22 protein-coding genes are annotated in these 24,082 nt (G+C 63.1%); 11 read left to right on the top strand and 11 right to left on the bottom strand.

What is annotated here, in order from left to right; all coding sequences use genetic code 11:
- Nucleotides 1-53: 53 nt before the first annotated feature.
- Nucleotides 54-668, top strand: coding sequence for a GNAT family N-acetyltransferase (locus B5525_RS05850; protein WP_079565157.1), 615 nt, complete (start codon nt 54-56; stop codon nt 666-668).
- Between the two features lie 113 nt (nt 669-781).
- On the opposite strand, the gene B5525_RS05845 is transcribed toward B5525_RS05850, so the two are convergent.
- The 3 genes from B5525_RS05845 to B5525_RS05835 all read right to left on the bottom strand — a co-directional run bounded on the left by B5525_RS05845 (nt 782) and on the right by B5525_RS05835 (nt 3,508).
- Nucleotides 782-1,612 carry an enoyl-CoA hydratase gene (locus tag B5525_RS05845; RefSeq protein ID WP_079572986.1) on the bottom strand — a complete coding sequence of 277 codons (831 nt, stop codon included), beginning with the start codon at nt 1,610-1,612 and terminating at the stop codon, nt 782-784.
- A gap of 170 nt (nt 1,613-1,782) precedes the next feature.
- Nucleotides 1,783-2,484 carry an SDR family NAD(P)-dependent oxidoreductase gene (locus B5525_RS05840; protein WP_079565156.1) on the bottom strand — a complete coding sequence of 234 codons (702 nt, stop codon included), beginning with the start codon at nt 2,482-2,484 and terminating at the stop codon, nt 1,783-1,785.
- A 25-nt stretch (nt 2,485-2,509) separates the two neighbouring features.
- Nucleotides 2,510-3,508, bottom strand: coding sequence for a glutathione S-transferase family protein (locus B5525_RS05835; RefSeq protein ID WP_079565155.1), 999 nt, complete (start codon nt 3,506-3,508; stop codon nt 2,510-2,512).
- 350 nt (nt 3,509-3,858) lie between these two features.
- On the opposite strand from B5525_RS05835, the gene B5525_RS05830 reads away from it, so the two are divergent.
- Nucleotides 3,859-4,947, top strand: coding sequence for a Zn-dependent alcohol dehydrogenase (locus B5525_RS05830; RefSeq protein WP_079565154.1), 1,089 nt, complete (start codon nt 3,859-3,861; stop codon nt 4,945-4,947).
- A gap of 101 nt (nt 4,948-5,048) precedes the next feature.
- Here the strand turns inward: B5525_RS05830 and B5525_RS05825 are convergent, their stop codons facing one another.
- The 4 genes from B5525_RS05825 to mbfA form a co-directional block, all read right to left on the bottom strand.
- On the bottom strand, nt 5,049-6,521 hold the full coding sequence (locus B5525_RS05825; RefSeq protein WP_079565153.1) for an amidase: 1,473 nt from the start codon (nt 6,519-6,521) through the stop codon (nt 5,049-5,051).
- An 89-nt stretch (nt 6,522-6,610) separates the two neighbouring features.
- On the bottom strand, nt 6,611-7,141 hold the full coding sequence (locus tag B5525_RS05820) for a cytochrome b (RefSeq protein WP_079565152.1): 531 nt from the start codon (nt 7,139-7,141) through the stop codon (nt 6,611-6,613).
- A gap of 61 nt (nt 7,142-7,202) precedes the next feature.
- A complete protein-coding gene (locus B5525_RS05815) occupies nt 7,203-8,078 on the bottom strand; it encodes a hypothetical protein (protein ID WP_154073079.1) in 876 nt (291 codons plus the stop codon).
- Between the two features lie 11 nt (nt 8,079-8,089).
- Nucleotides 8,090-9,061 carry an iron exporter MbfA gene (gene mbfA, locus B5525_RS05810; protein ID WP_079565151.1) on the bottom strand — a complete coding sequence of 324 codons (972 nt, stop codon included), beginning with the start codon at nt 9,059-9,061 and terminating at the stop codon, nt 8,090-8,092.
- A gap of 186 nt (nt 9,062-9,247) precedes the next feature.
- Between mbfA and B5525_RS05805 the strand changes: the two genes are divergently transcribed.
- On the top strand, nt 9,248-9,970 hold the full coding sequence (locus B5525_RS05805; RefSeq protein WP_079565150.1) for a hypothetical protein: 723 nt from the start codon (nt 9,248-9,250) through the stop codon (nt 9,968-9,970).
- 115 nt (nt 9,971-10,085) lie between these two features.
- Here B5525_RS05805 and B5525_RS05800 read toward each other — a convergent pair whose 3' ends face one another.
- The 4 genes from B5525_RS05800 to B5525_RS05785 form a co-directional block, all read right to left on the bottom strand.
- On the bottom strand, nt 10,086-10,451 hold the full coding sequence (locus tag B5525_RS05800; RefSeq protein ID WP_079565149.1) for a hypothetical protein: 366 nt from the start codon (nt 10,449-10,451) through the stop codon (nt 10,086-10,088).
- A 121-nt stretch (nt 10,452-10,572) separates the two neighbouring features.
- On the bottom strand, nt 10,573-11,739 hold the full coding sequence (locus B5525_RS05795; protein WP_079565148.1) for an alpha/beta hydrolase: 1,167 nt from the start codon (nt 11,737-11,739) through the stop codon (nt 10,573-10,575).
- A 171-nt stretch (nt 11,740-11,910) separates the two neighbouring features.
- Nucleotides 11,911-13,455, bottom strand: coding sequence for an acyl-CoA synthetase (locus B5525_RS05790; RefSeq protein ID WP_079565147.1), 1,545 nt, complete (start codon nt 13,453-13,455; stop codon nt 11,911-11,913).
- A gap of 119 nt (nt 13,456-13,574) precedes the next feature.
- Complete coding sequence (locus B5525_RS05785) at nt 13,575-14,747, bottom strand: acetyl-CoA C-acetyltransferase (protein WP_079565146.1); 1,173 nt, start codon at nt 14,745-14,747, stop codon at nt 13,575-13,577.
- A gap of 151 nt (nt 14,748-14,898) precedes the next feature.
- Here B5525_RS05785 and B5525_RS05780 point away from each other — a divergent pair, with 151 nt between their 5' ends.
- The 8 genes from B5525_RS05780 (at nt 14,899) to B5525_RS05745 (ending at nt 23,961) form a co-directional block, all read left to right on the top strand.
- Nucleotides 14,899-15,552 (top strand): TetR family transcriptional regulator, encoded by a 654-nt coding sequence (locus B5525_RS05780; protein ID WP_079572982.1) that lies wholly within the window; start codon nt 14,899-14,901, stop codon nt 15,550-15,552.
- Between the two features lie 146 nt (nt 15,553-15,698).
- Nucleotides 15,699-16,457: an SDR family NAD(P)-dependent oxidoreductase gene (locus B5525_RS05775; RefSeq protein WP_079565145.1), complete on the top strand. Its 759-nt coding sequence runs from the start codon at nt 15,699-15,701 to the stop codon at nt 16,455-16,457.
- A gap of 165 nt (nt 16,458-16,622) precedes the next feature.
- Nucleotides 16,623-17,429: an enoyl-CoA hydratase/isomerase family protein gene (locus B5525_RS05770; protein ID WP_079565144.1), complete on the top strand. Its 807-nt coding sequence runs from the start codon at nt 16,623-16,625 to the stop codon at nt 17,427-17,429.
- Nucleotides 17,430-17,472: 43 nt separating this feature from the next.
- Complete coding sequence (locus tag B5525_RS05765; protein WP_079565143.1) at nt 17,473-19,347, top strand: AMP-binding protein; 1,875 nt, start codon at nt 17,473-17,475, stop codon at nt 19,345-19,347.
- Nucleotides 19,348-19,492: 145 nt separating this feature from the next.
- Nucleotides 19,493-20,620 carry an acyl-CoA dehydrogenase family protein gene (locus tag B5525_RS05760; RefSeq protein WP_079565142.1) on the top strand — a complete coding sequence of 376 codons (1,128 nt, stop codon included), beginning with the start codon at nt 19,493-19,495 and terminating at the stop codon, nt 20,618-20,620.
- A 128-nt stretch (nt 20,621-20,748) separates the two neighbouring features.
- Nucleotides 20,749-21,996 carry an acyl-CoA dehydrogenase gene (locus B5525_RS05755; protein WP_079565141.1) on the top strand — a complete coding sequence of 416 codons (1,248 nt, stop codon included), beginning with the start codon at nt 20,749-20,751 and terminating at the stop codon, nt 21,994-21,996.
- Nucleotides 21,997-22,016: 20 nt separating this feature from the next.
- Nucleotides 22,017-23,261: an acyl-CoA dehydrogenase gene (locus B5525_RS05750; protein ID WP_079565140.1), complete on the top strand. Its 1,245-nt coding sequence runs from the start codon at nt 22,017-22,019 to the stop codon at nt 23,259-23,261.
- Between the two features lie 4 nt (nt 23,262-23,265).
- A complete protein-coding gene (locus B5525_RS05745; RefSeq protein WP_079565139.1) occupies nt 23,266-23,961 on the top strand; it encodes a nitroreductase in 696 nt (231 codons plus the stop codon).
- Nucleotides 23,962-24,082 lie beyond the last annotated feature (121 nt).

The following is a 24,082-nucleotide window of genomic DNA, read 5'->3' as shown; positions in this document are numbered from 1 at the left end:
CCTCCTGAGGGGGGACGCCGGCCATCGACTTTCGCAACAGATGGAAGCCAGCCATGACCGCGCTTCGCCTCGATGAGCTCCGACGGCATTCCGATGTGTTGCGGCTACGCAGCGGCAAATCGTTGACGGTGCGCTTTCTGGAGCCAGGCGACGCCGAGCCGCTGCAGGCCTATTTCCGCGCGCTCACGACCAACTCCCGCTACAACCGCTTCCTCGGCGCCATGAGCCAACTGCCCCACAACCTGCTGGCGGATTTTATCCATGTCGGCGAGGGCGACCGCTTCAGCGTGATCGCGACCATGACCATCGACGGCCATGAGACTATCGTCGGCGAAGCCCGTTACGCCTTCGACCCCGACAAGGACAGTTTCGAGTTCGGCCTATCGATCGACGATCGCTGGCAGGGCCAGGGCTTCGGTACGGCCCTGATGCGCAATCTCGAATGTCGCGCCGCCGCGTTCGGCGCGACGCGGCTGTTCGGCGATACCCTGCGCTCCAACACGGCGATGATCGCGCTCGCCCGCAAATCCGGCTTTGATTTCACCAACAATCCCGACGACTGGAAGCTGGTGCGCTTCCAGAAGCACAGCGATCTCGCGCCGAAGGAAATCCCCTGCGCCAGCTGGCGCCTCGCGGCGCAGCGGATCTCGCTGCAGGCGACGGTTTGAGGACGCCTCTCGATCTGTAGGGTGGGCAAAGCGAAGCGTGCCCACCAACTTCAACAAAGCATGAGAAGCATGGTGGGCACGGCGCAAGTGCGCCTTTGCCCACCCTGCCAAACCTATTTCCCTACAAACACCGCGTTGCGCTTTTCAATAAACGCCTGCACGGCCTCCTTGTGATCCGCCGTCATGGTGGTGCGGATCAGGCGCTCCGCCTCGTGGTCGCGGGCGGTGGCGAAGTCGAACAGCAGGGCTTCGTCGAGATTGTCCTTCATGTAGCGCAACGCGATGGTCGGGCCTTCGGCCATCGACCTGGCCAGTGCAAGTGCTTCCTCCTGGAGCTTTTCGTCCGGCACGACGCGATTGACGAGGCCGATCGCCTCGCATCTGGTGGCATCGACCCTGTCGGCGGTGAACATCAGTTCGCGGGCCCGCGCGGTGCTGACCAGCCGCGTCAACAGCCAGGCGATGCCATAGTCGCCGGAAAGGCCTACCCGCAGATAGCCGGTGGAGACGAAGGCCGATTGCGCGGCGATACGGATGTCGCAGGCCATGGCGATGGCGAGCCCCGCGCCGGCCGCGGCGCCGGGTAGCGCGGCGATGGTCGGCTTGCGCACCGAGATCAGCGCGCCGGTGAGCAGGCGCTGGCGTTCCTGCAGGTCCGCGACCTTCTCGTCATAGGACATGTCCAGCTTCTTCTTGTCGCGATGGGCGCCCATGCCCTTGACGTTGCCGCCGGCGCAGAACGCGGTGCCCGCGCCGGTGATCAGCAGCACGCCGACGTCCGGGTTCTCGCCGCAGGTCTTGATCATCGTGCGTAGCGCCGGGGTCAGGTCGTCCGACAGCGCATTGCGGACCTCCGGGCGGTTCAGCGTGATGATCGCGACGCGGTCGCGGATCACGCAGAGCAGTTCGTTGGTGCCGGTGTCGATGGTGATTTCAGTGGTCATCAAATCGCTCCCCTTCGCGGCGTGCTCCGCGTTCAGCAAAAGCCGGCTCTCATACCCGCGACGGCGGGTATCCAGTAATCGCCGCCCTCAGAGAATCTCATCAGCGCCGCGGAGTACTGAATCATCCGCTTTCGCGGATGATGACGCTCATATATGTGGCTGGATCATCATCAAAACTTCTCCACCCACGGCCGCAACTCCAGCTCCCAGGTCCAGGCGCTGCGCGGCTGTTGCAGAACGTTCCAGTAACTCAAGGCAATGGCGTCGGGGTCGAGCATCGAATCCGGGCGGTCGGCAGGTTCGGTGCGCGCCGCGCTGCGGATGCCGCCGTCGATGACGAAATGCGCGACGTGAATGCCCTGCGGCGATAGTTCGCGCGCCATGCTTTGCGCGAGCCCACGCAGCGCGAACTTGCCCATCGCGAACGGCGCGGATTGCGCATAGCCCTTGACGCTGGCGGAAGCGCCGGTGAACAGGATCGCGCCGTGTTTCGCAGGCAGCATCCGCTTGGCCGCCTGCTGCGCCACCAGGAAGCCGCCGAACGCACTGACGGCAATGGCTTGCTCCACTTCCGTCGGTGCCAGGTCAATAAACGCGCCACGCGATCGCCCGCTGGCGTTATAGACCACCACGTCGGGCGTACCGATCTCGCGCTCGACCAGGCCGAACAAACGCTCGACTTCATCGGGGTCGGTGGCGTTGCAGGCAAAGGCGCGGGCGCCGGTCTCGGCGCAGAGCGCGCCGAGCTTTTCGATTTGCCGTGCGGCCAGCGCGATGCGGATGCCTTGCTTGGCGAGCAACCGCGCCAGCGATGCGCTGAGCCCTTCGCCGGCGCCGACGATCAGGGCGATCTTGTATTTTGGGATTTCCATGCGTGTTCTCCTCTTCCTTGAACGTTCAGCCGCGCAGTCCGGCCAGACAGCCGGCGGCTTCCAGGACCGGATCGAGCGCTGTCTTGTCGATTGCGGCGGCGTATTTGGCGCGCAGCATGGCAAGCGAGCGCGCGTGATATTTCTGCGGTTTCTGGGTCCAGATTTTATCGGCGAGCGTAACGCTGAATTCGTCCTTCGCCTCTGCCAGCGCCTTTTCATTGGCGCAGGTCCAGGGCATGAACTGCGCACCCACCTGCTGCTGCAGGATCGGCATCAGGGTCGGTGCGAGCCCGGGCCAGAATTCGAACGCACCTTCCGCCTTCGGCCAAAGCATCCGATGTACCCAATCCAGCACATGGGGCGCGCCGCCGCCGATCAGCGCGCCCGCGGTCGGATCGGTCCACATTTCATAGATCTGCCCCCACAGACCAAAGTCGCCATAGGCCGGCCTTCCGCCGAACAGATACGGGCGCGTCGCAAGATGGGCGTCCAGAAGGTCCAGCATGGCGACAAAACCGGCCTCGATCTGCGGCGCGGTCACGGCGTTGGAGCCGACGAACCACACCCGGTCGACCATGCGGGCTCGGACCTGGCCGGCGAAGGCGGCGTGCTTTTCCTCGTCGGCCGAGGGCCCGCGCATCCGCGCGATGCGCCCCGCCGACGAGATCTGATCGACGTCGCGCGCCCAGCGGTAGTGGAACATCCATTTGTTGCCCCACTCGTCGCCGAATTCCTCTGTTAGCGCCGAGATAAAGCGGGCGACGGGATCGTCCGGATGGACCGAGGGCTCCGGAAACAGCTTCTCCATCGCGTCAATGACCGGCGTGGAATCCTGGATGCCAGTGCCCTCGGGCGTCACCACCAGCGGAATGATCGGCATTTTGGCGCATTTCTCGAATTCCGCCTGGCTTTCCGCGTTGCGTAAAACCCATTGATGCGGGATGGCTTTGTAACGAAAATAGGAGCGTACCTTGACCGAGTAGGGCGACATCTCGGCCCCGATGATGCGATAAACCTCCGCCATAGGCATTCCTCCGGATATGTCTGGTGACGGCTTTATCGCCTGTGTGGTCTGGAATGATCTATATCATCTAAAATAATGGGCGGAACGAACAAGAGTTGCAAATGCCAGAGCTGGCCAGACAAAGTGACGTGACAAGCCCGGCCGGGACTGCTCGCGCCGGATACCTCCGGCATGAACTATCCGTTCCGGCTCACGGAAAATCTGGTGCAGCGCGCGATCACCGACCATCTGTTCGGCGAGCGCGCGGTCGGCATGGCCGAAGTTGGCGAATTGCTTTCGTCAGCGTAGGCTCGCTGCCGAAAGTCGTCAGTGGTTCAAAAAACAATACAACAAAATCCAGGGAGTATTCGATGAAGGCCGCCGTCCTGTACGAAGTCAACAAGCCGCTGGTGATCGAGGACGTCAGCCTGCAGAAGCCCGGACCGCGCGAGGTGCTGATCCGCACGTCCGTCGCCGGGCTCTGCCATTCCGACCTCCATTTCATGGAAGGGCTCTATCCGCATCCGCTGCCGGCGGTGCTCGGCCACGAGTCCGCCGGGGTGGTCGAGCAGGTCGGCTCGGACGTCACCTACGTGAAGCCCGGCGATCACGTCGTCACCTGCCTGTCGGTGTTCTGCGGCACCTGCGACAATTGTACCACCGGGCGGCCCGTGCTGTGTACCGACACGACTGTAAAACTGATGCCGGGCGTGTCCAACCGGCTGTCGTGGGCGCGCTCGGAGAAGCTGAACCAGTTCCTCAATCTGTCGTCCTTCGCCGAGCAGATGCTGGTGCACGAGAACGCCATCGTCAAAATCCGCAAGGACATGCCGCTCGATCTCGCCGCTTTGATCGGCTGCGGCGTCATCACCGGCTACGGCGCGGTGGTGAACACCGCCAAGGTCGCGCCCGGCGAAAGCGTGGTGGTGATCGGCTGCGGCGGCGTCGGCATGGCCGCGATCAACGGCGCGCAGATCGCGGGCGCCGGCCGTATCATCGCGGTCGACACCAATCCGGCCAAGCTGCAGCTCGCGACCAAGCTCGGCGCCACCGACATCGTCGACCCCAAAAACGGCGACGTAGTGCAGCAGGTACGCGACCTCACCGGCGGCGGCGTGCATCACTCGTTCGAAGTGCTCGGCCGCAAGGAGACCGCCGAGCAGGCATTCGCGATGCTGGCGCCGGGCGGCACCGCGACCATCGTCGGCATGATCCCGTTCGGCCAGAAGATCGAGCTGCACGGTTTTGACTTTTTGCGCGAGCGCAAGATCCAGGGCTCCTCGATGGGCTCCAACCATTTCCGCGTCGACATGCCGCGGCTGGTCGAATTCTACATGCGCGGCCGGCTGCATCTGGAGGACTGGATCTCGGCCAAGCTGAAACTGTCCGAGATCAACGAGGGCTTTGCCGCGATGAAGGCCGGCAAGACCGTGCGCAGCGTGATCATGTTCGATACGTAATCGTCATTCCGGGGCGCTCGCGTCAGCGAGCGAACCCGGAATCCCGCGCGATAATATCTGGATTCCGGGTTCGCGAGTTTCACTCGCGCCCCGGAATGACATCAATCATCAAACATCGGCGGCGGCACGAAGCCGCCGAATTCGCGCTCGATCAGTTCGGCGAGCTTCAAGGGCGTGCGATCCTCCAGCCACGGGCCGACGATCTGCACGCCGACCGGCAGGCCCTCCGCCGACAGACCGAGCGGGATCGCGGTGGCGGGCAGGCCGGGTAGCGTGGCGATGCCGGGCCATGCCAGCTGGTCGACATAGACGAAGTCCTTGCCGTCCACATTGATGCGGCGCGCTTCCTGGTCATCGGAATGATCGTGCGGATAGGCCGGCGTCGGCATCACCGGGCAGATCACCGCGTCGAATGTCCTGAACAGTTCGCGCCACTGGGCGCGCAGCCGTGCCCGTGCGCCGTCCGCGAACAGCCAGTCGCGATGGCCGAGCGCGATGCCGCGCAGGCGCTCGGCCGCCAGGCTCTTGTCGCCAGGAGAAAGTTTAGCTGCCGCGGCTTGCGCGCCAGCGTAGATCTCCGGCTGAAAGGAGGCGGCCAGGAACGACATCAGCATCCGCATATAGAGCCGGGTCGAGGCGGCGAAGTCGGGCAATAGCGGGCTCTCGCGTGTCACGGTGACGCCGGCCTTGCCGAGATTGGCGGCGAGCTTTTCGATCTCGGCGCGGACGGTGGCCGATGCCGGCATCACCGGATCGCTATCGAGCACCAGCACCCGAAAATTTTTCAACTCGCGGTGGCGCGGCGCCGGCAGCGCCAATGTGTAGGCTTTCCCCGCTTCCATCGCGTCCGGTCCCGCGATCACGTCAAGGAGTAGCGCAAGGTCGGCGGCCGAGCGGGCCATCGGCCCGATCACCGCGAGATCGCGGTCGAACGGCAGCGGCGGCATCGGCGGCGGGGTGTGGCCCCGCGACGGCACCAGCGCAAAGGTCGGCTTGTGCGCGTAGACGCCGCAATGGAATGCAGGCACCCGCAGCGAGCCGCCGATGTCGGAACCCAGCGAGAGGGGGCCGTAGCCCGCCGCCAGCGCCGCCGACGATCCGCCGGAGGAGCCGCCCGGCGTGCGGCCCAGGTCGAACGGATTATTGGTGACGCCGTAGATCTCGTTATAGCTCTGCCAGTCGCCGAGCCCGACCGGCACGTTGGTCTTGCCGAGGATTACGCCGCCGGCCTGTTTGACGCGGGAAATCGACAGCGCGTCTTCCGGCGGGACGAAATCCTTCTGCGCCGGAAAACCCCAGGTCGTCGGCAGTCCCGCGATATTGTAGGATTCCTTCACGGTGAGGGGAAGGCCGAGCAACGCACCTGTCTCGCCCCGCGCGCGTGCGGCGTCGGCGGCGCGGGCGGCTTCCAGGCCACGGGTGAAATCGCGTACGCATATCGCGTTGATCTTGTCATCGTGCCGCTCGATGCGGCCGATCGCGTCTTCGGCCAGTTCGACGGCGGAGACCTTCTTTGCCGCCAGCGCCGCCGACAATTCGGTCGCGGACTTGAAACTCCATTGCGATTTGGCCAAGACGTACTCCCGGTAATGTCCTTGCAACTCGCCGGATGATGCTTGGTTTTGGCCGCCTTCGCTAGACCGCTATTGCTGCCGCAACACAGCTATTCCGGCAGCATCCGCTGCATGATGCGGTTGCGATAGACAAAGATGTGGGCGAACGCGGAGGCGACGTGAATGCCGATCAGCACCAGCAGCGCCCATTCCGACGCCTGATGCAATCCGTCGATGGCCTTGCCGGCGGCGGCATTGTCCGAGGCCAGCATCGGCATCGGCATGACATAGAACAACGCGACCGACCAGCCGCGGTACGAGGCGAACAGCCAGCCGGTGACGGTCGTCGCGAGCACCAGGACATAGAGCATCCAGTGCACGACTTCCGAACTCAATCGCTGCCAGGGCGGCAGCGAGCTCTCGGGCGCGACGGGATGGGTCAACCGCCAGGCAAAGCGCAGCACGATGAGCACCAGGATGGTCATTCCAACCGAGATATGAAAGGTCATGCCGGCGCCGGGCTTCATGCCGCGATGAATGTCCGGCATCAGCCAGCCGATCAGATATTGCATGATCAGCAGCGCCACGATGAGCCAGTGAAGGACCTTGGCTGTGGTCCCATATTGCAGACGAGCGGTCATGAGATTCCTTGAAGGGAGGTTGGCAAAGCAGGCCTGACGCACGGGCACTTGCGGCGTTTCGTCAGGGTTGGGGCAATCGGGCGGAAGTATGCGCCATCGGGTTGCCAGGGCCGGCCCCGGTGGTGCGCTCGCTGGCGCCGGGATTGCCTCCGGGGACCGGAAACGCGTATCCGATGATCGTCTTGACCACCCAGCGATCGGACGCCGGTGTCAGGCCGTAACCGACGCCGAAGTCCACGTCGAAGACGCCGGCCTTGAAATCGGTGACGGCGAACAGCGTGTGCTGCTGATCGGCAAGCCTGGAGAAATTCCCGATCTCGCCAAAGTCGGCGTAATATTCGAGGCCCACGAACGTGTCCGGCGCGAGCTTGCGCGCCACACGCGCCGCGGGCGCGAAGTCCGCTTCGCCGTATTTTCCAAAGCTGACATCCACGATCGGGTTGACGATGAATTCCCACTCCGCGTTGCGCACGCCGACGATGGGGCGGATCTCCAGCCCGAACCTCGACTGCGAGAATCGCGGCATGGTGTTGGAGAATTCGAAATTGACGCCGTAGAAGAAGTTGCGCTGTTCGGCATTGGAAGAGACGAACAGGGTCCGCAGCTTGAAAGCGTCGGACAGGAATTGCTGGTCCTGGATCGCGAACGGCAGATAAAGCCCGACTTCCCACCAGTCGGTGACGCCATAGGCGAATTCGGGCGTGCCGTTGACGCTGTTGTGGGAGATCAGGCCGCCGGGAAACGGCGGTTCCCTGACGCCGAGCGGAACATAATTGAGATGCTGCTGGATGGTGAACTGGCCGGGCGCAGCGATGCCGGCGTTGTAGACCTGGATCTCGTCGGTGGCCTTTGCCGGCTGCACCGCGATGGCCGAAAAGGCTGCGACGGCCAGCAGGCAGAGAGGGTCATGGGTAGCGGGTCTCGGGCGGTGTTTCATTATAATTTGCGCTACGCCGCGCCGATGAGAATGCCTACCGCGAGCACGATGGCGCCGCCGAGCACGATCTGGAACACCGCCTGCAGGAACGGCGTGTCCATGTAGCGCGTGCGGATATAGGCGATCGCCCACAATTCGAAGAACACGACGATCCCGGCAATCGCAGTCGCGATCCAGAACGCATTGGCCCAGCTGTCGGGAACCAGATACGGCATAGTGTGGCCGAGGCCGCCGAGCGTCGTCATCGCGCCGCAGGTCACGCCGCGCAGCCAGGGCGACCCGCGCCCGGTCAGCGATCCGTCGTCGGACAAGGCCTCTGCAAAACCCATGCTGATGCCGGCGCCGATCGAGGCGGCCAGGCCGACTAAAAAGGTCTGCCAGTTCTGATGCGTCGCGAAGGCCGCCGCGAACAACGGCGCCAGCGTCGATACCGATCCGTCCATCAATCCGGCGAGGCCGGGCTGCACATATTGCAGGACGAAGATGCGCCGCCGTGTCTTGTCCTCTTCCGCGCGCACATCCGGGCTGAGGATCTGGTCGGTCAGCTTGGCCGCGACTTTCTCGTGGCCCTTTTCGGCTTCCGCGAGATCGCCGAGCAACCGGCGTACGCCGACATCCTGGGTCTGCTCGGCTGCCTTCACATAGAAGCGCTCGGCTTCGAACTCCATCGTCCCGACTTCCTTGCGGATGGCATCGAGCGACAGGTTCTTGGTCAGCCAGATCGGCCGGCGGCGCAAAAATCCCCTGACATTGTCCCTTCGGATGGGCGGAAGGTTCGGGCCGAACCGCTTTTCGTACATCTCCAGCAGCATGTGGCGATGGCCTTTTTCCTCCTCCGCCATCTCCTCGAAGATCTTGGCCGATTCCGGATAACGTTCCGCGAGGTCCTCGGCGAAGGTCATGTAGATGCGGCTGTCCTCCTCTTCCGCAGAGATCGCGACCGCCAGCACCTCGCGCTCGGTCAAATCGGCGAAATTCTTCATCAAAGCTTCCCAAGGATACTTTTAGAACGGTTCTAAACATATAGGGGCTTAGCCTGATGGGGTCAAATTCACCGCGCGCGTGATAAAGCCGCTTTCGCATGATTTTCCCCTGCCACGAAATGGAACCGTTCCAGCCGTCCGGCCGTTCGAGTTCCATCGTTGCAGGGAACGTCCGCGGGAGATCGCATGGATAAGGTCAAATACCGGTTGAACGATCCGCGCCTCGCGCCGCGCCGGACCAAGCTCGAGATTCCCGGATGGGCTGGAAAGCGCGAACCCCGCGCCAATGGTTCGCGTGAGCAGGTGTGGCATTGCGTGCCGTTTTCGGAAGGCGCGCAATACGGGATCGAGCTGTTTTACCCCTACGACAACGAGCTGTACGTCACCACCAGGGATGGCCAGCTGGTTCTGGAGGGCGACTGGGGTCCGCCACCGGATGGGGGCGTGCAGTGGCCGCCATTCCGGAATTTCGGCGACACTTTCTATACCTACCAGATTCTGCTCGATCTCAAGGTCCCAAAGGGCATGGCGGTCCGGACCGAACCGCACCCGCGTTTTTATACCGACCCCACCGAAACCGTGCCGATCGCGGTGCCAGCGCTGATCCGCAATTGGTGGCCGATGATGTTCTTCTGCGTGTTCAAGGCGCCGGCCGAGGGTCGCACCCACATTTTCAGGCCGAACGAGCCGTTCGCGCAGATCATCGTGATCCCCGAGGAAGCCAATTTCGAGCTCGAACCGATGAACGAGGAAGAAGCCGCCGAACGCGAGCTGCAGGCGCGCCGGATCTATAATAGCCGGCCGAAGCTTTCGGCTGGCACCGAATGGACTTCATCGTCCGATACCGTGTTCGACGGCACCTATCGGCATCTGCACCGCGCCGCCAAGGAAAAGGCCCGGCAGGACTAAGCCGCTTTCGAGCAAAGTGGACACCGGTTCGCGTGAAGAAAACGCGTCAGGATCAGGCGCAAAAAAACAGGACCCCTTGGGGTCCTGTTTTCGCATCAGCCGATGCCGCCCGACCTCAATAGTCGCGGCGATAGAAGCTGTGATGATGGTGGTGGTGGTGATGGTGATGATGCCGATAGCGCGGCACCACGACGATGCGGTTCCGGTATGCATGATGATGATGGTGGTGGTGATGGTGGTGGTCACGGCCGACCCCGATGACGATCTGGGCCAACTGGATGTTCGGGTCCGTAGGCTGAGCCGGAGCAGATTCATCGATGGCTTGCAGCAATCTGGCCGCGTTCGGGATGGGTTCGAGCAGGTCGGCGAATGAATTCGCCCGCATCACGTCTGTCGGGGCCGGCGTCGGGGCGGCCTGAGCGGCGTTCATTGCCCCGAGCGTCGCCACCGCTCCCAAAAGTCCGGCTATCTTCTTGTCCATAAAGTCTCTCCAATGAGCATTTCCAGTGAGCATTGCCCGTACCGCAACGCGGCCAACCCGGGATCGTTCCGCCATCGTTGTCGCGCCGGCCGCTTGAAGCCGATATTTGGAGAAGTGGGGTTTATTGCGCTTGCACTGTGGCCTGCTTCAGGAATTGCAGCAGCAGGCGGCTGACCTCGGCCGGTTGCTCCTGCTGCACCCAGTGGCCGGCACCCTCGATCAGGTGAGCGCCGAGCATGCGGGTGCAGGCGCTTTGCTGCATCGCCTCGTAGACACCGGGGCGCTGATAGATGCCCCAATCCTGTTTTCCCGCGATGAAACAGGAGGGCACATCGATGGTGCGGCCCGACCATATCTGCAATTCGGCTGTGAATTCGCCTGACGTGCCGCAGCGATACCATTGCAGGCCGCCCTGGAATCCGATGCGCTGATATTCGGCGCTGTAGAACGAAAGCTCGCGGTCGGACAGCCATTGGTTGGCGGCAATGACAGCCGCACCGGGCATTGCCTTCGCCACCGTCTCGGCCATGTTTTTGGCGAGATCCATCACGTAATAGGTCGGCAGCTTTGCCAGTTCGCCCGCGGACCAGGATTTGAGCGGATACGGCTTGTTGTCTTTCCAGTCCGCGCTCTTGTGATGGTAATAGGCGCGCAGGAAATCATGCACGCCGTGCGGCGCGCGCTGCATGTCGGCGTTGGCCTCGCGTGTCGAATAGTACCATTGATAATGCTTGCGCGGACGCGGCAGCGCGGCGAGCTCGCGATGCACGGGATCCTCGCGTTTCGGCTGCGGCGGTTGATCGGCCGTATCGAACGGCAGTTGCGGTGGCCCCGCGAACGGCGCGCTCATCAGCGCCACCGATCGGAACACGTCAGGCCGCAGCAGCGCGCACCAGGCGGCGACGGAAGAGCCGAAATCATGTCCGACCACGGCATCGACGCTGGCGTAGCCGAATGCCGACACCAGGCCGAGCGCGTCGCGCACCAGATTGGTGAGCCGGAACGAGGCAAGGTCGCCATCGTAGTCGCCGTCCCATCCGGTGGTGCGACCATAACCGCGCTGGTCCGGCGCGATCACGTGATAGCCGGCCTCTGCCAATGCCGGCATCACCTTGCGCCAGCTGAAGGCAAGCTCGGGAAAGCCGTGCAGCAAGAGCACGCCGGGCCGGCCGTGCGTCTCGAAGCCGGCTTCGAGCACGTGCATGCGCAAGCCGTTGATGTCACCGACGAAGCGCGAGCGAATGCCGGGTGGAAGGGGGATGGCGGGGAGGGTGGTGGTTGTGTTCATGAGCGGCACTCTCCTCCTCGCGTCGTCCCGGCCAAGCGAAGCGCGAGCCGGGATCCATAGCCACCAATGTGTATGGCGTGCAAGCCTGGGCGGCAATCCCCTCCCTATTTAACATCAGTGCTTATGGGTCTCAGCGTTCGCCGGGACGACGATTAACACGAGATTTGTGCGTTACACCCGCGCCGCCGCCTTCGGCCAGTATTTGTCGCGCAGATGACGCTTCACCAGCTTGCCGGTGGGCGTGCGGGGCAGTTCGGCCGCGAAGTCGATGCTCTTCGGGCATTTGATCGGCGACAGATGCTTGCGGCAAAATAAAATCAGTTCGGCCTCGAATTCCTTGCCGGCCTTCGCCATGTCATGCGGCTGCACCACCGCCTTGACTTCTTCGCCCATCTCCTCGTTCGGCACGCCGAACACCGCGACATCGGCGACGTCAGTGTGGGTGATCAGCACGTCCTCGGTCTCCTGCGGATAGATGTTCACGCCGCCGGAGATGATCATGTAGCTCTTGCGGTCGGTGAGATAGAGGAAGCCTTCGTCGTCCAAATAGCCGACATCGCCGAGCGTCGACCAGCCCCTGACGTTATAGGCGCGCTTCGTCTTCTCGGGATCATTGTGGTAGGCGAAAACCGGCGCGTCGGCGAAATACACCGTGCCGATCTGTCCCGTGGGCGCTTCGTGATCGTTCTCGTTCAGGATCTTCACCTTGCCGACCACGGCGCGGCCGACGGTGCCGCGATGATCAAGCCATTGCTGCGAGGTCGACACCGTGACGCCGTTGCCTTCGGAGCCGGCGTAATATTCGATCAGGATCGGCCCCCACCATTCGATCATCTTCGCCTTGACGTCGATCGGGCAGGGCGCCGCGGCATGGATCGCGCCTTTCAGCGACGAGACGTCGTAGCGCCGGCGCACTTCCTCGGGCAGTTTCAGCATGCGCACGAACATGGTCGGTACTAGTTGCGACTGGGTGACCTTGTGCTTCTCGACCAGCTTCAGAAATTCCTCGGCGTCGAAGGATTCCGTGATGATCGAAGTGCCGCCAAGCGTGATCGCCATCATGTTGAAGCGCAAGGGAGCGGCGTGATAAAGTGGCGCCGGCGACAGATAGACGCTGTCGGAATTCATCCCGCACATGTCGGCGCAGAGAATTTTCAGGAACGGATTCGGCCGTTCGATCGGGTTGTGTTCGGATTGCCGCTTGATGCCCTTGGGCCGGCCGGTGGTGCCCGACGAATAGAGCATGTCGTAGCCGGCTTCCTGGTCCGCAATCGGGGTGGTCGGCTGCGCCAGCGCTTCCTTGTCCCACGAGCGGAAGCCGGGCAGCGGCTCGTCGAGCATGTAGAAGATCGGGTCGCCAGGCGCGCCGGTCACGAGTTCCCTGACCTGTTCGGCGCATTTCGGCGAGGTGATGAATACCTTGGCGCCGCAATCCTTCACGATATAGGCGATCTCATCTTTCGTCAGGTAGCGGCTGATCGCGGTGTAATACAGACCGGAGCGCTGCGCCGCCCAGCAGATCTCCATGAAGGCGAGCCTGTTCTCGATCAGGAAAGCGATGTGGTCGCCAGCCTTCAGGCCGAGCGAACGAAAGAGATGCGCGCCCTGGTTCGATAGCTCGTCGAGCTCGCGATAGGTGATCGCCTTGCCGGTGCCGGCCATCCGATAGGCGATCTTGTTCGGCTGGGTGCGGGCGTGCACCGACGGATGGGTCATGGGTGTTTCCTCAATATGCGAATGGCGAATAGCGAATGGCGGATAGGGAAGAAAGGCAAATCGTGGCCCTTCACCTAATCACCATTCGCTACTCGCCACTCGCTATTCGGCTTTTATTGTTACAGCCGCTCGACGATGGTCACGTTGGCCATGCCGCCGCCTTCGCACATGGTCTGCAGGCCGTAGCGCTTGTTGCGCTGCTTCAGCGCGTTGATCAGCGTGGTCATCAGCTTGGTGCCGGAGCCGCCCAGGGGGTGGCCGAGCGCGATCGCGCCGCCGTTGACATTGAGCTTTGCCGGGTCGGCGCGGGTGGTCTTCAGCCAGGCCGTCGGCACCGAAGCAAAGGCTTCGTTGACCTCGAACAGGTCGATGTCGTCGATGCCCATGCCGGCCTTCTTCAGCGCGCGCTCGGTGGCGTGCAGCGGGGCGTCCAGCATGATCACAGGATCGCCGCCCATCATGGTCATGTGATGGATCCGCGCCATCGGCTTGACGCCGAGCGCCTTCAGGCCCCGCTCGTTGACCACCATCACGCCGGAGGCGCCGTCGCAGATCTGGCTGGAACTGGCGGCGGTGAGCTTGCCGTTTTCCGCGATCAGCTTGACGCCCTTGATGCCGGCGAGGCTGGCGTCGAAGCGGATGCCCTCGTCGATGGTGTGGGTATCGGTCGAACCGTCGGCGCGGGTGATCTGCAGCGGGATGATCTCGTCCTTGAATTTTCCGGCTTGCGTCGCGGCGATGGCGCGCTGGTGGCTGTTATAGGAGTACTCGTCGAGTTCGTCCTTCGACAGGCCGTATTTCTCGGCCATCATCTCCGCACCCGTGAACTGGGAGAACACGATGTTCGGGTAGCGCTTCTCGATGCCCGGGCTCTTGTAGGTGCCAAGTCCCGCTTTTGCGGCGAGCACGCTCGGCGTGCCCATCGGCACCCGCGTCATGGATTCGACGCCGGCGGCGATCACGCAGTCCATGGTGCCGGACATCACAGCCTGCGCCGCGAAATGCAACGCCTGCTGCGACGAACCGCACTGCCGGTCGATCGACGTGCCGGGCACGCTTTCCGGCAGCTTCGATGCCATGATGGCGTTACGCGCGACGTTGTTGGACTGTTCGCCGGCCTGCATCACGCAGCCCATGATCACGTCCTCGATCTGGTCGGGGGCGGCGCCGGAGCGCTCGACCAGCGCATCGAGCACGGAAGCGGCGAGATCGGCCGGATGCCAGCCGGCGAGCCGGCCTCCCTTGCGGCCGCCCGCGGTACGGACTGCGGCGACGATATAGGCCTCGGCCATGACTGTTCTCCCTGATTGTTTTTGGCTGGGGTTCTGAAGGATGGGCCGGATTTAAGGGATGTCCCGGGATTTAGTCAATCAATCAATTAACTCTTGAGTGCGGGCCGCGCATCGGGTTATCTGCGCCGCGGAATTCCCCGGCAGGCAGGTCATGGGATCACAGTTGAATACCAGCATACCGACCAGGCTTCCGGCAGCGAAGAACGCAACTGCCGACAAGCTCCTGGTCGCGGCGAGCGAGCTGATGATCGAGCGCTCGTCGATCGAAGTATCCCTGAGCGACATTGCCCAAAAGTCCGGTGTCAACGCCGCACTGGTGAAATATCATTTCGGCAACAAGGACGGCCTGCTGCTGGCGCTGTTGGCACGCGACGCCGCAACCGAGGTGGCGAATCTCGAATATCTGCTGGCGCAGCCGATCGCGCCGACCGCGAAATTGAAGCTGCATATCGGCGGCATCATCCGCGCCTATCACCAGTTTCCCTATATGAACCGGCTGATCCATTATCTCCTGCATGAAAGCACCCCGGAGGCCGCCGACGAAGTGTCGAAGTTTTTCGTCGCGCCGCTGTTGGACTTTCATCGCCGTCTGCTTGCCGAAGGCACCAAGGCCGGTGAATTCCGCGACATCGATCCGGTGCTGTTCTACACCAGCCTGATCGGCGCCTGCGATCACCTGTTCTTCGGACGGCACGCGATGTCGCGCGCGACCGGCGTCGGTCCGGTCACCGACGAGGTCTGCCGCCAGTACATAAGACACATGGAAGCGCTGATTTGCGGAGGCATGCTGAAAAAAAGCGAATAGCGAATGGCGAGTAGCGAATGGGGAAGAAGAAACTAGAACGCAGATAACGGATCTCTGTTTTTCTATTCGCCATTCGCCATTCGCCATTCGCCATTCGCTACTCGTCATCCGCCCCTAACAAGAAACGCCCAAGGAAAGGTTCTATCATGCAGTTGAAAGACGTTGCCGTTCTCATCACCGGTGGTGGCTCGGGCCTGGGTGCGGCCACCGCCCGCGCCATGGCCGCCAAGGGCGCCAAAATCGGCATCATCGACCAGAGCAAGGAAAACGCCGAGAAGGTCGCGGCCGAAGTGAAGGGCGTTGCGCTCCATGCCGACGTCACCGACGAGGACGCGATCAAGGCGGCGATCGCCAAAGCCGAGGCCGCCCATGGTGTCGCGCGCGTGCTGATGAACTGCGCCGGCATCGGCGGCTCGCAGCGCATCGTCGGCAAGGACGGCGTCTATCCGCTGGCGAAATTCGTCCGCATCATCAACGTCAACCTGATCGGCACCTTCAACTGCTTGCGGCTGTTCGCCGAACGCCTGATCACCGCGGAGCCGATCGGCGAAGAACGCGGTGTCATCATCAACACCGCCAGCGTCGCGGCCTATGAAGGCCAGATCGGGCAGATCGCCTACTCCGCCTCGAAGGGCGGCGTGGTCGGCCTGACCTTGCCGGCGGCGCGCGATCTCGCCAGCCAGAAGATCCGCGTCAACACCATCGCGCCCGGCCTGTTCCTGACGCCGCTGCTGATGGGCCTGAACGAGGAAGCCCGCAAGAGCCTGGGCGCCCAGGTGCCGCACCCGGCGCGGCTCGGCGACGCTAGCGAGTACGGCAACCTCGCGGTCCACATCGTCGAAAATCCGATGCTGAACGGCGAGACCATCCGTCTCGACGGCGCCATCCGCATGGCGCCGCGGTAATTTTCACTCGTCGTCCCGGACAAGCGAGCGAAGCGAGCGCGATCCGGGACCCATACTCCGCGGCGGTTCTTGTTGAAGGAAGGTCTCGGCCACCATGCCAGCACGATACGGCACGGCGTATGGGTCCCTGGCGTTCGCCGGGACGACGGTGAGAGGGAGCGCTTCGTGACACAATCGCTCCTGATCGAACATGACGACGGGGTCGACCGGGTGACGCTCAATCGCCCGGAAAGCCTCAACGCGCTCGATCCCTCGCTGATCGACGCTCTGAATGGTTATTTCGAAAGCCTGCAGCGCAATCGTTCGACCCGCGTGGTGGTGCTGAAGGGCGCGGGCGCCTCGTTCTGCGCCGGCCTCGACCTCAAGCAGGCGATGGCACGCCGCGCCGGGCAGCAGGAACCGCCCGGCGTCACCGAGTCGCTCGATTCGCAGCGCCGGATCGCCGACATCGTGATGCTGATGCGGCGCTGTCCGCAGCCGATCATCGCGCTGGTGCAGGGCGCCGCGGCCGGCGGCGGTTTTGCGCTGGCGCTCGCGGCCGACATCCGCATCGCCACCAGATCGGCCCGCATGAATTGCGCCTTCATCAAACTCGGGCTCGGCGGCTGCGACATCGGCACCAGCTATTTCCTGCCGCGGCTGGTCGGGGTGTCGGTGGCATCCGAGCTGATCCTGACCGGGCGCTTTATCCATGCCGAGCGCGCATTGACGGTCGGCCTGGTATCCGAGGTGGTTGAAGAAGGCCAACTTGAAGCTGCCGCTGCTCCCTATGTCGACGCGATGATGACGGCCTCGCCGGTGGGCCTGCGGCTGTCGAAGGAATGCCTCAACATGAGTGTCGACGCCGGCTCGATTGAAGCCGTGATCGCAATGGAAGACCGCAACCAGGTCTTGTGCAGCCGCTCGGAAGATTTCAACGAAGGCATCAGGGCCTTCCTTGAGAAGCGAAAGCCTGTCTATATCAAGCGCTAGCGACAAGGATCCGAAAACGGACCAATATTTCGGGAGACGCAATATGAGTGGGAATGCGGCCGCGGTCCTGACCAAGCCGGCCTTTCGCAAGATCGAATGGCTGAAGCGCGATATCGCGGTCGAGCGGCGGCCCGACGGCGTCATCGTGCTCAAATCGCGGATTCCCTTGAAATCCTATGAGAAGCATATCCCGGCCTCATTGACAAAATGGGCAAAGGAAGCGCCCAGCCGCATCTGGCTGGCGCAGCGCACCGGCGCCGAGCGGCAATGGCGCAAAGTCTCCTACGGCGAGGCCAAGCGCATCGTAGATGCGCTGACGCAAGCGCTTCTCAATCTCGGACTCGAGCCGGGCAGCCCGGTCGCGATCCTTTCGGGCAATTCGATCGAGCATGCGCTGATGACGCAGGCCGCGATGCAGGCACGGTTTCCGGCAGCACCGGTGTCGCCGGCGTACTCGCTGATGAGTCACGATCACGTCAAGCTGAGATATCTGTTCGACCTGATCAAGCCGAAGGTCGTGATGGTGCAGGATGGCCCAGCCTTCGAGAAAGCGCTGAAGGCGCTCGATCTCAACGGTGTCACGGTCGTTCACGTCGCGCGCCCCTGCGACGGCGTCCCGAGCGTCGCCTATGCCGATCTCGCGGCAACGCCGGTGACGCACGCCGTCGAGGAATCGATCGCAAGGATCACGCCGGATACGGTGGGAAAACTGTTGTTCACCTCGGGTTCGACCGGGATGCCCAAGGCCGTCATCAACACCCAGGAGATGATGTGCGCCAATGCGGCGATGATGATGCAGGTGCGGCCGCGCGACACCGGCGCGACGCTGCCGACCGTCCTCGACTGGATGCCCTGGAATCACACCATGGGCGGCAACGCCGCGTTCCATCCGGTGCTGGTCGACGGCGGTACGCTCTATATCGACGACGGCCGGCCGATGCCGGGCCTGTTCGAGGAGACCATCCGCAATCTGCGTGAGGTCTCCCCGACCTATTACGCCAACGTGCCGGCCGGTTACGCCGCGCTCGCAGCGGCGATGGAAAAGGATGATGCGCTATGCCGCAGCTTCTTTGGGAATCTGCAGGTCATGGCCTATGGCGGCGCGCGGCTGCCCGACGATCTCTATGAGCGGATGCAGGCGCTCGCGGTGCGCGCCACCGGCGAACGCATCGTGTTCTACACCGGTTGGGGCTCGACCGAGACCGCACCGACCTCGACGGGGACCTATTGGGACACCGAGCGCGTCGGCCTGATCGGGCTGCCGTTTCCCGGCGTCGAACTGAAAATGGTGCCGGTCGGCTCGAAATATGAATTGCGCCTGCGCGGCGTCAACGTCACGCCCGGCTACTTTGGGCGCCCCGATCTGACCAAGGCCGCGTTCGACGAAGAGGGCTTTTACTGCATCGGCGACGCCGGTGTATTTGTCGACCCCGCCGATCCCGTGCAGGGCATCATCTTCGCCGGCCGTGTCGTGGAGGATTTCAAGCTCACCACCGGCACCTTCGTTCACGTCGGCTCGCTGCGCACCGACGCCATCGCGGCGGCCACGCCGGTGGTGCAGGACGCGCTGGTCGCCGGGCAGGACCGCCCTTTTGTCGGCCTGCTGGCCTGGCCCAATCTGCACGCCTGCCGCCAGATCGTCGGCAATACGGAGGCGAGTTACGAGGACGTCGTAAGACATCCGCAAGTGCTGGCGTGCCTGAAGCAGGGCTTGCAGGCGCATAACAACTCGGCCGAAGGCGCCAGCAGCATGCGGGTCGCGCGCGCCATGCTGATGGTCGAGCCGGCCTCGATCGACGGCAACGAACTGACCGACAAGGGCTACATCAACCAGCGCGCCGGCCTCGAACGCCGCGCGGCGCTGGTGGATCGGCTCTATGCCGATCCGCCGGGAGAGGACGTGATTATCTTGAACTGAGGGAAGAAACGCTGAACCATCAAGCCGTCATTCCGGACGGTCCGTCTTCGGACCGATCCGGAATCCAGAGCTAACTTACATCGAGATTCCGGGTTCGCGTTTTCAACGCGCCCCGGAATGACAGCAGGTAAAGAGGTGCGCCGCCATGAATTTCGATTTCTCCGACGAACAAAAGCAGATGCGCGACGAGGCGAGGAAGTTCCTTGCCGAAAAATGCGCGCCGAAGGCGGTGCGCGCGGTGCTGGATGGCAACGCTGCCTACGACAAGGAATTGTGGAAGGGCCTCGCCGAGATGGGCTTTCTCGGCATAGCGATTCCGGAAGAATTCGGCGGCGCCGGTGCCGGTCACCTCGAACTCTGCGTGATCGCCGAAGAAATGGGCCGCGCGCTGGCGCCGGTGCCGTTTTCGTCGACGATCTATCTTGCGGCGGAGGCGATCATGCTTGCGGGCTCCGACGCGCAGAAGCAGAAATGGCTGCCGAAAATCGCATCGGGCGAAGCGATCGGCACACTGGCGCTGTTCGAAGGCAAGGGTAATCCGTCGCCTGCGGCGATCAAGATGCAGGCTTCCGGCGGCAGCCTCAACGGCGTCAAGAAGCCGGTGCCCGACGGCGCCATCGCCGATTTTGTCATTGTCGCCGCGCGGACGGGATCGACGGGGCGTGATTCCGATATTTCGCTGTTCCTCGTCGACACGAAAGCCGGCGGCGTCGAGGCCAAGGCGCTGACAAGTGTCGATCCGTCGCGCGGCCAGGCTGAACTGACCTTCAAGAACGCCAAGGCCGACCCGCTCGCGCGTGCCGGCGAAGGCTGGGGCGTGATCGCGCAGGTGCTCGACCGGGCGGCGGTGCTGATGGCATTCGAGCAGGTCGGCGGTTCCGACCGCGCGCTGGAAATGGGCCGCGACTATGCGCTCGACCGTATCGCCTTCGGCCGGCCGATCGGCTCGTTCCAGGCGGTGAAGCATATGCTCGCCGACATGTATGTCTCAGCGACGCTGGCGCGCTCGAATTGCTATTACGGCGCCTGGGCGCTCTCGACCAACGCCTCGGAACTGCCGGAAGCCGCCGCTGCCGCGCGCATCAGCGCCACGCAGGCGTTTCAGCATTGCTCCAAGAACAACATCCAGGTCCATGGCGGCATGGGATTCACCTGGGAGTTCGACTGCCATCTGTATTACCGCCGCTCCAACGCGATGGCGCTGTCGCTCGGCTCGCTCTCCTACTGGGAAGACGCGCTGATCGACCGCATGCGCAAGCGCAACGCGGCTTGAGACGACCGTAGGATGGGTTGAGCGCAGCGAAACCCATCACAATACGGTGCTTAACGATGGGTATCGCTGCGCTCAACCCATCCTACGAAGCGAATATAAACGTATGAACGCGGTCGAGGATTAAGAATATGAATTTCGATGACACCCCGCAGGAAGCCGCGTTCCGCGCCGAGGCAAGGGCCTGGATCGCTGCCAATGCTCCGAAGCAGTACGAGGAAGAGCTGCGCAAATCCTCGCTCGGCCGCACCGCGCTCAAGGGCGCCAACATCCTCGAGGTCGCAAAGGCCTGGCAGAAGAAGAAGGCGGATGCCGGCTGGGCCTGCTTGCACTGGCCGAAGGAATATGGCGGCCGGGGTGCTACGCCTATCGAGTGGGTGATCTGGCAGCAGGAGGAGGGCCCGTTCGGCAAGCTCTCGGGCATGTTCATCATTGGCCACGGCATGTGCGGCCCGACCATGATGGCGTTTGCCGGCGAGGAGCATAAAAGGCGCTATTTGCCGCCGCTCGCATCCGGTGAAAACATCTGGTGCCAGTTGTTTTCCGAGCCCGCTGGTGGCTCCGACGTCGCGGGCCTGCGCACGCGCGCCGAAAAGAAGGGAGACGACTGGATCATCAACGGCCAGAAGATCTGGACCTCGGGCGCGCGTTATTCGGATTACGGCATCCTGCTGACGCGCACCGATCCCAACGTCGCAAAACACAAGGGGCTCACCATGTTCTTCCTGGACATGAAAAGCCCCGGCGTCGAGGTCAAGCCGATCAAGCAGGCCAGCGGGCAGTCTGATTTCAACGAAGTCTTCTTCACCGATGTGAGAATCCCGGATTCCCAGCGGCTCGGCGCCGTCAATGACGGCTGGAACGTGTCGCTGACCACGCTGATGAACGAGCGCATGTCGATCGGCGCGGGGGTCTCCACCGGCTTCCCGGAATTGTTCGAGTTCTGCAGCGGTCTGATGCTGGAAGATGGCCTTGCCATCGACGACCGCAATGTTCGCTCGAAGCTGGCGAATTGGGCCGTGAAGGCGAGCGGGCTGAAATACACCAGCATGCGGGCGATTTCGGCGCTGTCGAAGGGCGAGCGTCCGGGACCGGAGAACTCGATCGGGAAATTGGTCGCAGGCTCGATGGTGCAGGACGTCGCGATGTACGCGCTGGACCTGCAGGGCGCCGCCGGTGTGCTGAGCGGGCCCGAGGACGCCGAGGTCGCCGGAAAATTCCAGGCGATGCTGTTGCGCGCGCCCGGCACAAGGGTCGAGGGCGGCACTGACGAGATCATGCGCAACATCATCGCCGAGCGCGTGCTTGGCCTGCCCGGCGACATCCGGGTGGACAAGGACGTGCCGTTCAACAAGATACCGACCAAGGGACGCGCCTGACCGGCGCGAGAGGACCAGCCATGAATTTCGACGACACCCCGCAGGAAGCCGCGTTCCGCGCCGAGGCCCGCAAGTGGATCGACGCCAATGCGCCCAGGGAATTCGAGGAAGAACTGTCAAAGTCCTCGCTGGGCCGCATCAAGCTGAAGAAGGAAGAAATCGTCGATGTCGGCAAGGCCTGGCAGAAGAAAAAGGCCGAAGGCGGCTGGGCCTGCCTGCACTGGCCGAAGGAATATGGCGGCCGCGGCGCTACCCCGATCGAGAAGGTGATCTGGCAGCAGGAAGAAGGCGTCTACGGCAAGCTGACGCAGCCGTTTCAGATCGGCGAGGGCATGTGCGGGCCGACGGTGATGGCTTTCGGCAGCGAGGAGCACAAGCGTCACTATCTGCCGAAGCTCGCTTCCGGCGAACATATCTGGTGCCAGCTGTTCTCGGAGCCGGCCGGCGGTTCCGACGTCGCGGGTCTTCGTACGCGCGCTGAAAAGAAGGGCGACAACTGGATGGTGAATGGCCAGAAGATCTGGACCTCCGGCGCGCACTATTCCGATTACGGTCTGCTGATCACGCGCACCGATCCCAATGTGCCCAAGCACAAGGGCCTGACGATGTTCTTCCTCGACATGAAGAGCAAAGGCGTTGAGGTGCGGCCGATCAAGCAGGCCAACGGCATGCAGGAGTTCAACGAGGTCTATTTCACCGACGTCGTGATCCCGGACAGCCAGCGTCTTGGCGCCGTCGGTGACGGCTGGAACGTCTCGCTGACCACCCTGATGAACGAGCGCATGTCGATCGGTTCGCGGCTCGCGACCGGCTTCCCCGAAATGTTCGAGTTCTGCTCGAACCTGATGACCGATGACGGGCTCGCCATCGACGATCCCGCCACGCGCTCTAAGCTGGCGAGTTGGGCAGTAAAGGCGAGCGGGCTGAAATACACCAGCTACCGCGCGATCTCGTCGTTGTCGAAGGGCGAGCGGCCGGGTCCAGAGAATTCGATCGGCAAGCTCGTTTCAGGCACGATGCTGCAGGACATCGCAAGCTACGCGATGGATCTGGAAGGCGCGGCCGGCGTCCTTACCGGCGCTGACGAGGAGGCTGCGCATGGCCAGTTCCAGCAGATGCTGCTGAGTTCGCCGTCGATGCGCATCGCCGGCGGCACCGATGAAATCCTGCGCAATATCATCGCCGAGCGCGTGCTGGGGCTCCCCGGCGACATCCGCGTCGACAAGGACGTGCCGTTCAACAAGATCCCGACCAAGGGAAGATGACGTGATGGACTATAAAACCGATACTGCGCCGATCGAGGTTTTGGAAGACCTGCTGGCACAGCGATTTTCCTGCCGCGCGTTCAAACCCGATCCGGTGCCGCGCGCGGCCATCGAGCGCATCCTGACGGCGGCGCAGAAGACCGCGTCGTGGTGCAACAGCCAGCCGTGGCGGCTCGAGATCACCTCTGGCGCGGCGACCACAAAATTCCGCGATCTGATATACGGCACAGCCTCCAGCGGCAAGCCGAACACCGGCGATTTTCCGTTCCCGCGAGAATATCGCGGGGTCTATCTGGAGCGGCGGCGCGAAAGCGGTTTCCAGCTCTACAATTCGCTCGGCATCCCCCGCGGCGACAGAAACGGCTACGCCAAACAGGCGCTGGAGAATTTCAACTTCTTCGGCGCGCCGCACGTCGCCATCGTGCATACCGACGAGGCGCTCGGCGTCTATGGCGCGATCGATTGCGGCGGCTATGTCACGAGCTTCATGCTGGCAGCACAGGCGCTCGGCATCGCCACGATCCCGCAAGCCGCGCTGGCGTTTCATTCCGAGGTGGTGCGCCGGCATTTCGGCCTCGGCGAGGATCGCCGGGTGGTGTGCGGAATCTCGTTCGGATATCCCGACCGCGACCACAAGGCCAACAGCTACCGCACCACGCGCGCGAGCATCGCCGACACCGTGACGTTCGTGGACGAATAGATCCAGCACGGTTCATCGTCGTCCCTGCGAAAGCAGGGACCCACGCCGTGCCGTTGCGATCTGAAACAGGCGCCTATTGCAGGCTTTGTTTTCGACCGCGTTGGCCGGTGGTTATGGGGCC

This window comes from Bradyrhizobium erythrophlei (assembly GCF_900129505.1).
Taxonomy (GTDB): domain Bacteria; phylum Pseudomonadota; class Alphaproteobacteria; order Rhizobiales; family Xanthobacteraceae; genus Bradyrhizobium; species Bradyrhizobium erythrophlei_D.
The sequence above is the reverse complement of the archived record's forward strand: the minus strand, read 5'-3'. Positions and strand labels throughout refer to the sequence as shown.